This is a genomic window from Acinetobacter sp. 70_2 (assembly GCF_056736115.1).
In genome coordinates, this window is the sequence record NZ_JBWZIP010000014.1 from 132381 (window position 1) to 145989 (window position 13609).

Consider the following 13609-nt stretch of genomic DNA (forward strand, 5'->3'; position numbering starts at 1 on the left):
CCCTGAGTGGGGAAAACTACAGAGTCAACACCAGAAAAATAGCTATTTCCCCAATATTTGTCTGGCGCTGCTCATACTTTTAAAAGAATAGCTATTATGAGAATAGCTATTCTCATCCCCCAATTTAGTCAGGTAATTTAAAGTCTGTTACTGACTCACGTAATGACTCCGACATGTTCGCCAATTCAGATACAGAACGAGCAGTATCGAAGGTTGCCGTTGTTGTTTGTGAAGTAATTTCTTGTACAACTGTCATGGTTGCAGCAATATGACTCGCAGAAGCTGATTGAAGTTTTGCTGCATCAGAAATGCTCGCAATTAAGTTTGCCAAGTCACCCGATACTTTTTGAATTTCGTCGAGTGCAATACCCGCATCTTTCGCCAAGTTAGCACCACGTACAACTTCCGTTGTCGTTTGTTCCATTGAAATAACGGCTTCGTTAGTATCCGTTTGAATCGTTTTAACGAGCGTTTCAATCTGTTTAGTTGCTGAAGCAGAACGTTCCGCAAGACGCTGAACTTCGTCGGCAACCACGGCGAAACCACGACCCGCTTCACCGGCCATAGATGCTTGAATTGCTGCATTTAATGCAAGGATGTTTGTTTGGTCTGCAATATCGTTAATGAGCGATACGATGTTACCAATTTCTTGTGAAGACTCACCCAAACGTTTAATACGTTTTGAGGTTTCCTGAATCTGTTCACGAATGGTATCCATACCCTCAATAGAACGGTTTACGACTTGTGCACCATTAGATGCAATAGATACCGAACGTTGTGCTACGTGGGCAGATTCAGAAGCGTTCGCAGATACTTGGTCAATAGACAATGCCATTTCATTCATTGCCGTTGATGCACCTGCAATTTCTTGTGCTTGGTGCTCAGAAGCCTCTGCTAACTGGTTAGTAATATTTTGAGTATCTTGCGTATAGCGAGCAACTTCTTGTGATGTTTCATGAATTCGAGATACCAAGTCTCGTAATTGGTCAATCGCAAAGTTAATCGAGTCGGCAATCGCACCAGTAAAGTCTTCCGATACTGTTGCATATGAACGTAAGTCACCATCTGCAAGATCGGCAATTTCGTCAAGTAAACGTAAAATCGCATTCTGGTTACGATCATATTCTTCTTGTAATGTCGCTACACGTTGTTTATCTGCTTTACTACGAAGAGATAAAAGTTTTAAGACAGAACCAATTAAGCCAAGAAGCGATAATGTAAGTAATGCAACTAATGCAAAAGCCTGCCAACCGTACTGTGTTTGCTCTGAAAGATCACCTAATGCAGTTAACATTGCATCAGATTGAGAGAAGATCTCACTAGATGATTGACGTACGTTTACGATCTGGTTCGTATTTTTGAGAACAGATGTCGCGGCAGATTTTAAAACTTTATCATACTCAGTTTTAATACCTTCCAAAGATTCACGCACTTCAGGGGATTCAACTTTAGCTACGCCTAATTCAGCATTTCCGTTTAGCTGCGCATCTAAGTACACACCAAAAGTCTCAATATCGACACTAAAGTCATGCGCTGAGTTTTCAGAGTTCTCTGTACCAACGAAAACGGAGTTAATAGAACGCAAAATACGTTCCGCAATAAATACCTGGTTTTTAGCAATCACGACCTGACTACTTGGTACTTTTTCACGGACCATCTTATCAACCATCAAGTTATATTCAGCTTGAATCTCAGGAATAGAATCACTAATCGAGATATTCATATTATATAACTGGTTAATTACGTTCTGTTGTGATGAAATCAAATCAACGTCATAAGACAAAGATTTCCACAGAGTCGCTACTTTCTTATACTCTTTTGAAGATGTGCCATAAATATTTTCGACATTTTTGATATTTTTGGCGAAAACTTGACGCGATTCAATTAAGTCTTTCATCGCTTGAGGCGAACCAGAAGCTGTTGCTTCCGTAGCCTGTCTAGAAATCGTTTGTGATAATAAACGTAACTCACCCATACTACGGGTTAATTCGTTATGTCGAGGTACACTATAAAATAAATAAGCGAGCGAAGTTGAAGCTAATACTAAACATGCAGACGCTACATAAAGGATAGGCTTGGACTTTTTACTTTCCCCAAATAAACTGGCATATTGGTCAATTTGTGACTGGATTTTCGCAACAAAGTTGACATTCGATTTTTCGTTTACACCACGATTGCCACTTTTCTTTTTAAGTTTAAAGCCCATACAGCTTCTCCCCAGAAAAATACGCTGTTTATTAACAGCATAAAAATTAGTTTATAAATTTTGTCGATGCATTCATATAATGTGGGTTTTGCAATAATCGACTAAATAAAAAGACATGCCAGTGCTGATTGTGCTGGTGAAAATAACCTTGGCAATATTCTTTTAAATTTTCCTCCAAGTTTAAACTTTGAGAAAAAAAGCTTTTTTTATTAAAGTGTTGGATCCCCAAGACCTGATCAACAACCAACCCCACATATTGGTCGTGATGGCTAATACATAACACTTTTTGGGCAGCCGAAAATGAACTTCGTTGCCCTGAAATAAAATGTGCCAAGTCAGAAACTGAAAGTAATCTTCCCCGAATATTTGCCAATCCCTTTACCCAACTTTGGGTATTTGGAACAGGTGTATATTTTGGTGGATAGATTACTTCTGACACTTCCCCAAGTGGTGCGACGAAGTATTGCCCTCTCATCTCAAAAGCAATTCCTGACCATCGCTCTGCTTCATTTTGGACTGAAGCGTAATTCTTGTTACCTCGTTTAGACAAACGAAGTAACTCGATAAATCCGTTCGCGGCCATACTCGATCCTATAAGACGGGTCTAGATCCCGCCATTTATGTTTTTATGAATGGATGAGTTAATTTAGAAATTGTTTAATTACATCGATCAATTGCTTTTCTTCAATCGGCTTAATCAAGTAATCAAGCGCGCCTTGACGTTTGCCCCATACTCGGTCAGTTGCCTGATCTTTAGTACTCACAATAACCACTGGAATATGCTTAGTGTCTTCATCACGAGTAATCTGACGTGTTGCCTGAAAGCCATTTACACCAGGCATTACAACATCCATTAACACTAAGTCAGGCTGTTCTGCTTTTGCCAAAGTTACACCATCTGCACCATTCGATGCTTCAAGTACATCATAGCCATGCTTGGTTAGAATTTCTCTAAAACGATAAGTTTCTGTTGGTGAGTCATCAACAATAAGAATACGTGCCATTTCTTTGCCCTTAAATTACTTAATTATGAACTTACATGATTACGAATCGCATTTAGCAATTCATCTTTGCTAAATGGTTTCGTCAAGTATTCATCTGAACCTACCACACGCCCTTTTGCCTGATCAAATAGACCATCTTTACTAGAGAGCATGATAACGGGAATGTTCTGATAACTTTGAGAGTTCTTAATCAGAGCACAAGTTTGATAACCGTCTAAACGAGGCATCATGATATCTACAAAAACGATATCTGGATTAGCTTCAGCAATTTTAGATAAAGCTTCAAATCCATCGACAGCAGTAATCACTTCACAACCTTCACGTTGCAATAATGTTTCTGCTGTACGGCGAATAGTTTTTGAGTCATCAATAACCATTACTTTCAGATTTTGGAACGCATCTTCCATTTAATCTTCCATCCCCATAACATAAAATATAAATGCAATTTAACTTAAATTTGTTTTTACAGATTTATACGCATTTTTAACATATCTATACTTCTATTTTCAATGAAAGGTTTTTGTCTACTTTCTCATTTATAAACAATAACTTTTAACCTCATCACACTTTCGAAAAAATTATCATTTTTTTTATAATATTAATATTTTTATTCAGTTAAATAATAACTAATATATTTAAGATTAACTATTTAAAAATAAGTGGCTTAGCTTTCTTTTTTGGGGAATTTTATGAATAAGCGGGTGAAATACGCCTTTTATAGGAACTGCTTGTCTGTATTTATAGGCATTGCCTCCTGCGGGGCACTGTTTTTATCTTTCCCAACTTTAGCTGCCAATGACACTCCTAAAGCTGTCTGGTATCGCTATTATGATCAACATGGCATTGCCAATATCAGCACATCTGTAACCCCAGCTCATATCCGCTATGGATATGAAGCACTCGATCAAAATATGCAGGTCATTAAAAGAAATCATCCCTATAATTCAGAGGCTGATTTAAACCAATCCTCTCAGCGTGCATTATCAGCTCGGTACAGAGAAGAAGATAACAAGTTAAAAAAAGCATATAGCAATAGTAAAACTGCGGTAATTAAAAGAGACCAAGCTTTATTGGCAATAAAAAAACAAATGAATTATCAGCAAGAACAACTCAATCAGTTACAACAAGACAAAATTTTATTTAAACGTCAGGAAATGGAATATTTTCGTAAAGGTGAAAAAGTTCCTGAAAGGCATAAAACTTTGATTGAAAATAATCTAGTTAACATTTTAAAAGTTAAACAAACACTTGAAATACTTTCAAAAAATTATAACCGCACTAACAAAGAGTATGAAAATATTATCGAACGTTTAAAAAAGCTTGAATAAGCGCACAGCTTTATCAAGAATAGGGGCAAAATAAAATTTGAATTACAGGATGATGCTGTATGCGCACAACGCATCTCACCCCTTCTACTTTTTTTAAATTAAGCTTGATCAGCCTGAGTTTGATTTTGGCTGCATGTCATCAGCAAGAAGCACCAAAAACAACAGCATCTGAACCTAAAAAAATTGAACTCATTCCTCAAGATTTAATTTCTGTAAAACAAGGTTCGCTTGCTGCTCAAACTGCTTTTACAGGAACTATTCGCGCACTACAGCAAAGTTCTATTCAAGCTCAAGTCAGTGCGACAGCAACATCCGTTAATGCAAATGTAGGTCAAAAAGTACAAAAAGGCCAAGTATTAGTCAGGTTAAATAATCAAGACAATGCTGCACGTTTAGCTCAGGCAGAAGCTAATCTTGCTTCTGCTCAGGCACAAGCAGAGCTCGCACGTAATTTAATGAATCGAAAACAAAGATTACTCAATCAAGGCTTTATTGCCCGTGTAGATTTTGAACAGAGTCAAGTAGATTATAAGGGTCAACTTGAAAGTGTTAGAGCTCAACAAGCCAATGTTGATATTGCTAAAAAAGCTGATCGGGACGGTATCATTACGAGCCCTATTTCAGGTGTGATTACTAAACGACAAGTTGAACCGGGACAGACTGTATCTGTTGGGCAAACACTATTTGAAATCGTTAATCCTGATCAATTAGAAATACAGGCAAAGTTGCCTATTGAGCAACAATCTGCACTAAGAGTCGGTAGTTCTATTCAATATCAGATTCAGGGTAATTCAAAACAATTACACGCCATACTGACTCGAGTCTCACCTGTAGCAGACCAAGATAGTCGTCAAATTGAATTCTTTGCGGCTCCTAAAGAAGCGATTGATTCATTAAGTATCGGTGCATTCATTAATGGCATTATTTTGCAAAATGATCGCAATCAAGGACAAACCATTCCTTTAGATAGTATTCAAAACCTGCAACAAGATCCTTTCGTATGGGTAATACGCAATCAGACTATTCAAAAGGTTAAAATTCACGTAGTTGAGCAACGTTACAATGAAAACATTGCTTTGGTACAAGGTTTACAAAGTACAGATCAAGTAAGTCGTATCCAGTTTGAAGATACTGATATCAATAAAAAAGTGACGCTTACAGCCGAAAAAAATAAATAAGGTAGCAAATAGCTTATGTGGTTTACCCGAATCAGTGTGAAGTACCCCGTTTTTACCATTATGATGATGCTGTGCTTAATGGTACTTGGGTTAGCCTCTTGGAAACGCATGACGGTTGAAGAGTTTCCTAATGTAGATTTCCCATTTGTAGTCGTCACTACGCAATATGCTGGTGCTTCACCTGAAGCGGTTGAGTCTGATATTACCAAAAAACTCGAAGACCAAATTAATACCATTTCGGGCATTAAACAAATTACTTCACGTTCAAGTGAAGGGTCTTCGATGGTCATTGCTGAGTTTAATCTTGATACCTCTTCAGCAATTGCTGCCCAAGATGTCCGCGACAAAATTGCTCCAGTTATCGCTCAATTTCGTGATGAAATTGATACGCCGATTGTGCAACGCTACGATCCTTCATCCAGCCCAATTATGTCGGTGGTATTTGAATCGAATACGATGAGCTTGGCTCAATTAAGTTCGTATGTAGATAAAAAAATTGTGCCGCAGCTTAAAACCGTTTCTGGTGTAGGTAATGTCAATTTACTAGGTGATGCTAAACGCCAAATTCGAATTAAAGTTCATCCTGAACAATTACAAAGCTACGGTATTGGCATTGATCAGGTTATTAACACGCTAAAAAATGAAAACATAGAAGTTCCTGCAGGAACTTTGCAGCAAAAGAATTCTGAACTCGTGGTGCAGATTCAATCAAAAGTTATTCATCCTTTTGGCTTTCGTGATTTGGTCATTGCCAATAAAAATGGCTCCCCTATTTTTCTAAAACAAGTGGCAACCGTTGAAGATACTCAAGCTGAACTACAATCCAGTGCTTTTTATAATGGAAGAACCGCAGTCTCTATCGACATTTTAAAAAGTTCAGATGCCAATGTAATTCAAGTTGTCGATAAAACTTACCAAACTTTAGAGAAGCTAAAAGTCCAAATGCCTGCGGATTTAAATTATAAAGTCGTGGCAGACAGCTCCAAAGGGATTCGCGCTTCAATTAAAGATGTAGTTCGTACCATTCTTGAAGGGGCAGGCTTAGCAGTTTTAATTGTTTTACTCTTTTTAGGTTCTTTCCGTTCTACCGTCATTACAGGTTTAACTTTACCCATTACCCTGCTTGGAACATTAACGTTCATTTGGGCTTTTGGTTTTAGTATTAACATGATGACGCTGTTAGCCCTGTCACTGAGTATCGGTCTGTTAATTGATGACGCAATTGTAGTTCGAGAAAATATTGTTAGACATACAGAGCTCGGCAAAGACCATGTCACCGCAGCTTTAGATGGCACCAAAGAAATTGGATTGGCAGTACTCGCAACCACACTTACCATTGTGGCAGTATTTTTACCTGTTGCTTTTATGGGTGGTTTAATTGGCCGTTTCTTCTACCAGTTTGGCGTAACTGTAAGTACAGCTGTTCTCATTTCTATGTTTATCAGTTTTACACTCGACCCAATGCTTTCAGCACATTGGAAAGACCCAGTAAAGAAAAAAGAAAGTCGACTACAACGTTTCTTTAATCATATTTCTAAATTATTAGATGGCCTTACCCATATTTATGAAAAACTGTTGAAGCTTGCTCTGCGCTTTCGTTTTATTACAGTGATTATTGCGATTGCTTCACTCGTCGCGGCCTTAGGTTTATCTAAATTGATTGGAACCGAATTTGTACCAGTCCCAGATAAAGGCGAAATTCGCATTCAGTTCGAGACGCCCGTCGATGCTTCTTTAGAATATACCCAAGCTAAGTTACATCAAGTTGATCAAATTATTAGACAATTCCCCGATGTGGTTTCTACCTACGGGGTTGTAAATAGCACAATAGACGCTGGTAAAAACCATGCTGGTTTAGGGGTGACTTTAAAACCAAAACAAGAACGTAGTTCAGACTTAACAACACTCAACAATGAGTTCCGTGATCGTTTGCAAACAGTAGCGGGTATTCATGTTACCTCCGTTGCTGCTGCTCAAGATTCAGTTTCTGGTGGTCAAAAGCCAATCATGATTTCGATTAAAGGGACTGATCTGAATGAACTTCAAAAGATTTCAAATCGGTTTATGACTGAAATGGGCAAAATTAAAGGTGTGGTCGATTTAGAAAGCTCATTAAAAGAACCAAAACCCACTTTAGGGGTTCATATTAACCGTGTACTGGCAAGTGACTTAGGGCTGTCTGTTTCTCAAGTTGCCAATGCAATTCGTCCATTAATTGCTGGTGACAATGTCACAACGTGGGAAGATCGTGACGGCGAAACTTATGACGTTAATATTCGATTAAATGAAAACAAACGCATGCTTCCTCAGGATGTGCAAAATTTATATCTCAACTCAAACAAAACTGGTGCAAACGGACAACCAATATTAGTTCCATTGAGTGCGGTAGCAACAACTGAGGAAAAACTCGGTGCATCACAAATTAATCGGCGTGATCTTGAACGCGAAGTACTCATTCAAGCCAATACGTCGGGACGCCCAAGTGGGGATATCGGTAAAGACATCGATAAAATGCAAAAAGCATTTAAGTTGCCTGCCGGTTATACCTTCAATACCCAAGGGGCTAATGCCGATATGGCCGAGTCTGCGGGTTATGCATTAACTGCTATTATGCTTTCCATTGTATTTATTTATATTGTTTTGGGTTCTCAGTTTAATAGTTTTATTCACCCTGCTGCGATTATGGCATCTTTACCATTGTCATTGATTGGGGTATTTCTTGCCCTATTCTTGTTTAGAAGTACTCTAAACCTATTTTCAATTATTGGCATCATTATGCTCATGGGGCTGGTAACCAAAAACGCGATTTTACTTATCGACTTTATTAAAAAGTCCATGGAACATGGGGAAAGTCGTTATGATGCTATTTTACAAGCAGGTAAAACCCGTTTACGCCCAATCTTAATGACCACAAGTGCAATGGTCATGGGTATGGTTCCATTAGCTTTAGGTTTGGGTGAAGGCGGAGAACAAAGTGCGCCAATGGCCCATGCTGTTATTGGTGGCGTAATAACCTCTACCCTGTTGACTCTTGTAGTTGTACCCGTCATTTTCACTTATCTGGATGACTTGAAAAACTTTATGCTGCGTCAAACTCGACGATTCATGTCATAATGCAGCAACTATCGTATAATCTGCGTTTTTACAACGCTTAACTTTTTTAGGACTTTTTCCATGCGCGCAAGCCGCTTTTTATTTGCAACGTTGAGAGAAACCCCAAACGATGCTGAAGTGATTTCACATCAGCTCATGTTACGTGCGGGGATGATTCGTAAATTGGCATCAGGTTTATATACATGGCTGCCGATGGGAACACGTGTGCTTAAAAAAGTTGATGCGATTGTTCGTGAAGAAATGAATCGTTCAGGTGCTATGGAAGTGTTCATGCCCGTGACTCAACCTGCAAACTTGTGGGAAGAATCAGGTCGCTATGAACAATACGGCCCTGAATTATTACGCTTCAAAGATCGTCACGACAACCCGTTTGTGCTTGGTCCTACACATGAAGAAGTAATCACGGATTTAGCACGTAACGAGCTAAAAAGTTATAAACAACTTCCTGTAAATTTCTATCAAATTCAAACCAAATTCCGTGATGAAATTCGTCCACGTTTTGGTGTAATGCGTTCACGCGAGTTCATTATGAAAGATGCATATTCTTTCCATGCAACTCAAGAATCATTACAAGAAACTTATGACGTGATGTACGACACTTATAGCCGTATTTTTAATCGCTTAGGTTTAGATTTCCGCCCAGTACAAGCTGACACAGGCTCAATTGGTGGTTCAGCTTCACATGAGTTCCATGTATTGGCTTCAAGTGGTGAAGATGACATCGCATTTTCAACTGAATCTGATTATGCAGCGAACGTTGAAATGGCTGAGGCTGTTTTAGTAGGTGAACGCGCAGCGCCTGCACAAGAATTTAAGTTGGTTGAAACACCAAACCAAAAAACAATTGCTGATGTATGCCAGTTCTTAAATGCTGATCCTAAACAATCAGTAAAAGCGTTATTGGTTCAAGGTATTGCAGACGAAAAAGGCAATGTTCCTGTGGTTGCCCTATTCTTACGTGGCGATCACGAACTCAATGAAATTAAAGCTGAGAAACATCCTTTAGTTGCCGCTCCTCTTACATTTGCAACTGAAGAGCAACTTCAAGCATTTGGTTTAACGGCTGGCTTTACAGGTCCACAAGGTTTAGTTGAAAAAGGCTTAACTGTTATTGTTGATCGCGCTGCATCTGTTCTTTCTGATTTCGTTGCTGGTGCAAATGAAGCTGACAAACACGCTGTCGGCGTAAACTGGGAACGTGATGCCCAAATTACTGAAGTCTTTGATTTGCGTAATGTGGTTGAAGGCGACCCATCTCCAGATGGTAAAGGTTCACTACAAATTAAACGCGGTATTGAAGTTGGTCATATTTTCCAGCTTGGTACTAAGTACTCTGAAGCTTTAGGTTGTAAAGTTTTAGGTGAAGATGGTAAGCCATTTACAGTAACAATGGGTTGTTATGGTATTGGTGTAACACGCGTAGTTGCAGCTGCAATTGAACAAAACTACGATGACAAAGGTATTATTTGGCCACAAGCGATTGCACCTTTTGAAATCGCAATTGTTCCAATGAATGCACACAAATCACCTCGTACTCTTGAAGCAGCCGAAGCACTTTATGCAGAACTTCAAGCTCAAGGTTTTGATGTATTACTTGATGATCGTAACGAACGTCCGGGCGTTAAATTCTCTGACCTTGAGTTAATGGGTATTCCACACCGTATCGTGATTGGTGAAAAAGGCCTTGATGCTGGTACGTTTGAATATAAAGGTCGTCGCGATGCTGAAGCGAGCAATTTAACTAAAGAAGAACTTTTAGCTAAATTAGTGCGTTAATAAATACATAAATAAAAAAGCAGCTTTTAGAAGCTGCTTTTTTTACATTTAATTTTTACGCCTCAACCGTTAAGTCTTTAATGGTTGCCGAAGATCCATTGGTTTTCACCGATTCAATTCCTTTATCACGTGAAGCTTCACTGGCATAGAACTGACTCGTACCAATAATTTGATGATTTGCAGCTTTTAAATTGAAGTAAGGTTTTCCATTTTTTGCAGTTAAACGATCATATCGCCCATCGTCACCACTATTTTTTTGAACTGACTCAATACCATTGACTGCTGATGCTTTCGCTTTATATAGCTCACTATTTAAAATAATTTCGCCATTACCAGCCTTGAGTACAAAGCGATATTGTCCATCACTCGCTTGTGAAATCTCGTACCATCCTGCCATAAGAACCTCGTTTTTTTGTTGGTGTGGGTATGACTTTCGTTATTATTCTGGACGAAAGTTATTTGTTATTGATGACAATATAAATGAGCTGTGTAACTTTGGGTAGTCTACTTTTTATACATTATCGTAATAAAATTATAAGGATGTTGAAAGTTAAAAAAGGTAGAGGCCTGATGGGTACCTCTACCGAAATGTAATTAAAATTAACAAATTAAGCTTTTTTTACAAATTCAGATTTTAATTTCATCTGACCAATACCATCAATTTTGCAATCAATATTATGGCCATCACTTGCATCTGGAACTAAACGAATTGTTTTTACTTTTGTTCCCACTTTAACAACCGAAGATGAACCTTTAATTTTTAAGTCTTTAATCACAGTGACACTATCGCCATCTGCCAAGACATTACCATTTGCATCTTTAATCACTTCTTGCTCATCAGCAATTGAAGCTTCCCCTTCCTTCCACTCATGTGAGCATTCAGGACAAATTAATAAGTCGCCGTCTTGATAGGTATATTCTGATTGGCATTTTGGGCAATTTGGTAAAGACATAAAAAAATCTCAAAAAGTATATTATGCGAGATATGACTCATTTTTTAAAGTTTTAAATAAAAGACTTTTACCAAAAAAAAATTTATATATTCATTTCTTCTCTTTCTCTAATAAATAGTCTCTTAAAATAATCGCATGGTTATGCTCCACATCTTTTGCCGAATATAAAAGCGTGACTCTATGCTTGGACACAATGTCTTGTAACTCTTTAACTGCTGGGTTTGTTTCTAGTTCTTTTAAATAGCGCTGTTTGAACTCACTCCACTGCTCTAAGGACTCTGCATGAAACCACTTACGCAGTTCAGTTGAGGGGGCTATTTCTTTTAACCATAAATCTAAATGGGCATTTTCTTTACTTATCCCTCGACTCCATAGCCGATCAACTAATATTCGTTTTCCATCATTGGCACTTACATGTTCATAAATTCTTTTAATGTGTATTTCCATCTCTTTTTCTCACTATACAGCCTCATTATTTAGGCCTCATCAACACATTTAATATTTTGTTCTCTTTTGGTCATAATTAAAAAGAAAAAAAGTGAGTAGTTCTCTACTCACTTTTTTTCTTTAGGGTGCTCAAATTTTAAAAGGCGATTACTGATCTGGGATCTCGGCTTCTACTAACAATGTTAATAACGACAAAGACTCCTGCCATCCTAAATAACACGCCTCTACAGGAATAACTTCCGGTATTCCTTCTTGAGTAATATGTACCTCTGTACCTACTAATACACTTTTTAATGTAATAGTCACCTGCATAGTGCCAGGTAAATTTGAATCATCAAATTGGTCGTTATAACGAATTAATTCATTTGGAATGAGTTCGACATAAGTTCCCCCAAATGAATGTGTTGATCCTGTCGAAAAGTTGGTAAAACTCATTTTGTATGAGCCACCTACATTTGAATCAAAACTATGAACCTTTGCAGTAAAACCGTGGGGCGCCATCCACTTCACTAAAGCATCTGGATCGAGAAAAGCACGATAAACCCGTTCAGCGGGTGCTTTAAATACACGATGTAATTTTACTGTACCTGTTGCCATTATATTCTCCTTGTTTTAAGTCCATTTAGGTTATAAAAATTGTGCTTAATAGCTTAAACCGTAGAATTTCTTTTAACGTATATTTTTGGTGTTTTTCCATTTATACAATCAGTTTCTGACAAAACTAAATTACGAAAACTAAGGCTGATTTTTTGATAAAAATGGAGCAAAATAGTCAGCAATCATAAAGAAACATATTGAATTTGAGATTAATTATGAGTCTGCTCGCTTTCTCCTCATATGCATTAAACGGTGTAGATGCACAGAAGTTTTTACAAGGCCAAGTGACTGTCGATACTGAGCGTTTAGCTGAAAATGAAACACGCTATACAGCCATTTGTGATCTTAAAGGCCGTATTCACTTTGGTCTGTGGCTAAAAAAGATTAACGCTGAAAGTTTTGAGATTGTTGTTACTCAAGATCAAGCTGAAGAGTTCGCTAAGCATATTAAAAAATATGGCGCATTTTCAAAAATGACTTTAAGTGAACAAGGCGCTGTGTTTCCAAAAGTTGTAAATGGTCACACTGAGTTCAGCTCTACAGAAACTGATGTTTCCGAATGGCAAAAACAAGCCATCATGACGGGGCAAGCATGGATTGCTCAAGCAACTGAACATGTGTTCCAACCACAAGAATTACGTTTACATCAACGTGAAGGCGTCAATTACGATAAAGGCTGTTATTTAGGTCAGGAAATTGTGGCGCGTCTTTGGTTTAAAGCAAAACCAAAACACTGGTTACATTTGGTTCAAGGCACAGGTGAAGCACCTGCTCCAGCAACTCAATTAAACAACGATATTGAAGTGGTAAATAGCATACAAACTACTGACGGATATATTGCATTGGTTGTTGCGAAACCAGCCACTTTAGCAGAACTCGGTCTTCAAGTTCTCGATTTGCCAGAAGCTTTAAGTGGTGATGTTGCTAGACCACAATAATTATATTTAGCAAATAAAAAGCCCGTGGATACTCCTACGGGCTTTTTTATAGATACAAAATTCTAATA

Annotated in this window: 13 protein-coding genes; 5 read left to right on the top strand and 8 right to left on the bottom strand. The window is 38.1% G+C overall.

Annotation, left to right across the window (positions count from 1 at the left end; all coding sequences use genetic code 11):
* Positions 1-124: 124 nt before the first annotated feature.
* Genes AC1PJ9_RS08415 through pilG form a run of 4 tightly spaced genes read right to left on the bottom strand, consistent with a single transcriptional unit; the run spans position 125 to position 3617 of the window.
* Positions 125-2206: a methyl-accepting chemotaxis protein gene (locus AC1PJ9_RS08415; protein WP_263614515.1), complete on the bottom strand. Its 2082-nt coding sequence runs from the start codon at positions 2204-2206 to the stop codon at positions 125-127.
* Between the two features lie 46 nt (positions 2207-2252).
* Positions 2253-2789 carry a chemotaxis protein CheW gene (locus AC1PJ9_RS08420; protein WP_263614516.1) on the bottom strand — a complete coding sequence of 179 codons (537 nt, stop codon included), beginning with the start codon at positions 2787-2789 and terminating at the stop codon, positions 2253-2255.
* 58 nt (positions 2790-2847) lie between these two features.
* Positions 2848-3210: a response regulator gene (locus AC1PJ9_RS08425; RefSeq protein WP_004705774.1), complete on the bottom strand. Its 363-nt coding sequence runs from the start codon at positions 3208-3210 to the stop codon at positions 2848-2850.
* 23 nt (positions 3211-3233) lie between these two features.
* Positions 3234-3617, bottom strand: a complete 384-nt coding sequence (gene pilG, locus AC1PJ9_RS08430; protein ID WP_263614517.1) for a twitching motility response regulator PilG — start codon at positions 3615-3617, stop codon at positions 3234-3236.
* Positions 3618-3899: 282 nt separating this feature from the next.
* Between pilG and AC1PJ9_RS08435 the strand changes: the two genes are divergently transcribed.
* Genes AC1PJ9_RS08435 through AC1PJ9_RS08450 form a run of 4 tightly spaced genes read left to right on the top strand, consistent with a single transcriptional unit; the run spans position 3900 to position 10606 of the window.
* Positions 3900-4538, top strand: coding sequence for a hypothetical protein (locus tag AC1PJ9_RS08435; protein ID WP_311069888.1), 639 nt, complete (start codon positions 3900-3902; stop codon positions 4536-4538).
* Between the two features lie 59 nt (positions 4539-4597).
* Positions 4598-5716, top strand: coding sequence for an efflux RND transporter periplasmic adaptor subunit (locus tag AC1PJ9_RS08440; protein ID WP_311086606.1), 1119 nt, complete (start codon positions 4598-4600; stop codon positions 5714-5716).
* 15 nt (positions 5717-5731) lie between these two features.
* A complete protein-coding gene (locus tag AC1PJ9_RS08445) occupies positions 5732-8830 on the top strand; it encodes an efflux RND transporter permease subunit (RefSeq protein ID WP_311086605.1) in 3099 nt (1032 codons plus the stop codon).
* A gap of 60 nt (positions 8831-8890) precedes the next feature.
* On the top strand, positions 8891-10606 hold the full coding sequence (locus AC1PJ9_RS08450) for a proline--tRNA ligase (RefSeq protein ID WP_311086604.1): 1716 nt from the start codon (positions 8891-8893) through the stop codon (positions 10604-10606).
* 55 nt (positions 10607-10661) lie between these two features.
* On the opposite strand, the gene AC1PJ9_RS08455 is transcribed toward AC1PJ9_RS08450, so the two are convergent.
* The 4 genes from AC1PJ9_RS08455 to AC1PJ9_RS08470 all read right to left on the bottom strand — a co-directional run bounded on the left by AC1PJ9_RS08455 (position 10662) and on the right by AC1PJ9_RS08470 (position 12606).
* Positions 10662-11003: a YegP family protein gene (locus AC1PJ9_RS08455; protein WP_068936816.1), complete on the bottom strand. Its 342-nt coding sequence runs from the start codon at positions 11001-11003 to the stop codon at positions 10662-10664.
* Between the two features lie 211 nt (positions 11004-11214).
* Positions 11215-11559 (bottom strand): zinc ribbon domain-containing protein YjdM, encoded by a 345-nt coding sequence (locus tag AC1PJ9_RS08460; RefSeq protein WP_019457546.1) that lies wholly within the window; start codon positions 11557-11559, stop codon positions 11215-11217.
* Positions 11560-11649: 90 nt separating this feature from the next.
* Positions 11650-12006: a DUF488 domain-containing protein gene (locus AC1PJ9_RS08465; protein ID WP_311086603.1), complete on the bottom strand. Its 357-nt coding sequence runs from the start codon at positions 12004-12006 to the stop codon at positions 11650-11652.
* Between the two features lie 147 nt (positions 12007-12153).
* Positions 12154-12606 carry an SRPBCC family protein gene (locus AC1PJ9_RS08470; protein WP_081404819.1) on the bottom strand — a complete coding sequence of 151 codons (453 nt, stop codon included), beginning with the start codon at positions 12604-12606 and terminating at the stop codon, positions 12154-12156.
* A 212-nt stretch (positions 12607-12818) separates the two neighbouring features.
* Here AC1PJ9_RS08470 and ygfZ point away from each other — a divergent pair, with 212 nt between their 5' ends.
* Positions 12819-13541, top strand: a complete 723-nt coding sequence (ygfZ, locus tag AC1PJ9_RS08475; protein WP_311086602.1) for a CAF17-like 4Fe-4S cluster assembly/insertion protein YgfZ — start codon at positions 12819-12821, stop codon at positions 13539-13541.
* Positions 13542-13609 lie beyond the last annotated feature (68 nt).

Bases quoted from the DNA above. Each gene is read 5' to 3' on its own strand.
- ygfZ (WP_311086602.1), top strand. From the start codon at position 12,819: ATGAGTCTGCTCGCTTTCTCCTCATATGCATTAAACGGTGTAGATGCA.
- AC1PJ9_RS08415 (WP_263614515.1), bottom strand. From the start codon at position 2,206: ATGGGCTTTAAACTTAAAAAGAAAAGTGGCAATCGTGGTGTAAACGAA.
- AC1PJ9_RS08420 (WP_263614516.1), bottom strand. From the start codon at position 2,789: ATGGCCGCGAACGGATTTATCGAGTTACTTCGTTTGTCTAAACGAGGT.
- AC1PJ9_RS08465 (WP_311086603.1), bottom strand. From the start codon at position 12,006: ATGGAAATACACATTAAAAGAATTTATGAACATGTAAGTGCCAATGAT.
- AC1PJ9_RS08425 (WP_004705774.1), bottom strand. From the start codon at position 3,210: ATGGCACGTATTCTTATTGTTGATGACTCACCAACAGAAACTTATCGT.
- AC1PJ9_RS08440 (WP_311086606.1), top strand. From the start codon at position 4,598: ATGCGCACAACGCATCTCACCCCTTCTACTTTTTTTAAATTAAGCTTG.
- AC1PJ9_RS08445 (WP_311086605.1), top strand. From the start codon at position 5,732: ATGTGGTTTACCCGAATCAGTGTGAAGTACCCCGTTTTTACCATTATG.
- AC1PJ9_RS08435 (WP_311069888.1), top strand. From the start codon at position 3,900: ATGAATAAGCGGGTGAAATACGCCTTTTATAGGAACTGCTTGTCTGTA.
- AC1PJ9_RS08455 (WP_068936816.1), bottom strand. From the start codon at position 11,003: ATGGCAGGATGGTACGAGATTTCACAAGCGAGTGATGGACAATATCGC.
- AC1PJ9_RS08450 (WP_311086604.1), top strand. From the start codon at position 8,891: ATGCGCGCAAGCCGCTTTTTATTTGCAACGTTGAGAGAAACCCCAAAC.
- AC1PJ9_RS08460 (WP_019457546.1), bottom strand. From the start codon at position 11,559: ATGTCTTTACCAAATTGCCCAAAATGCCAATCAGAATATACCTATCAA.
- pilG (WP_263614517.1), bottom strand. From the start codon at position 3,617: ATGGAAGATGCGTTCCAAAATCTGAAAGTAATGGTTATTGATGACTCA.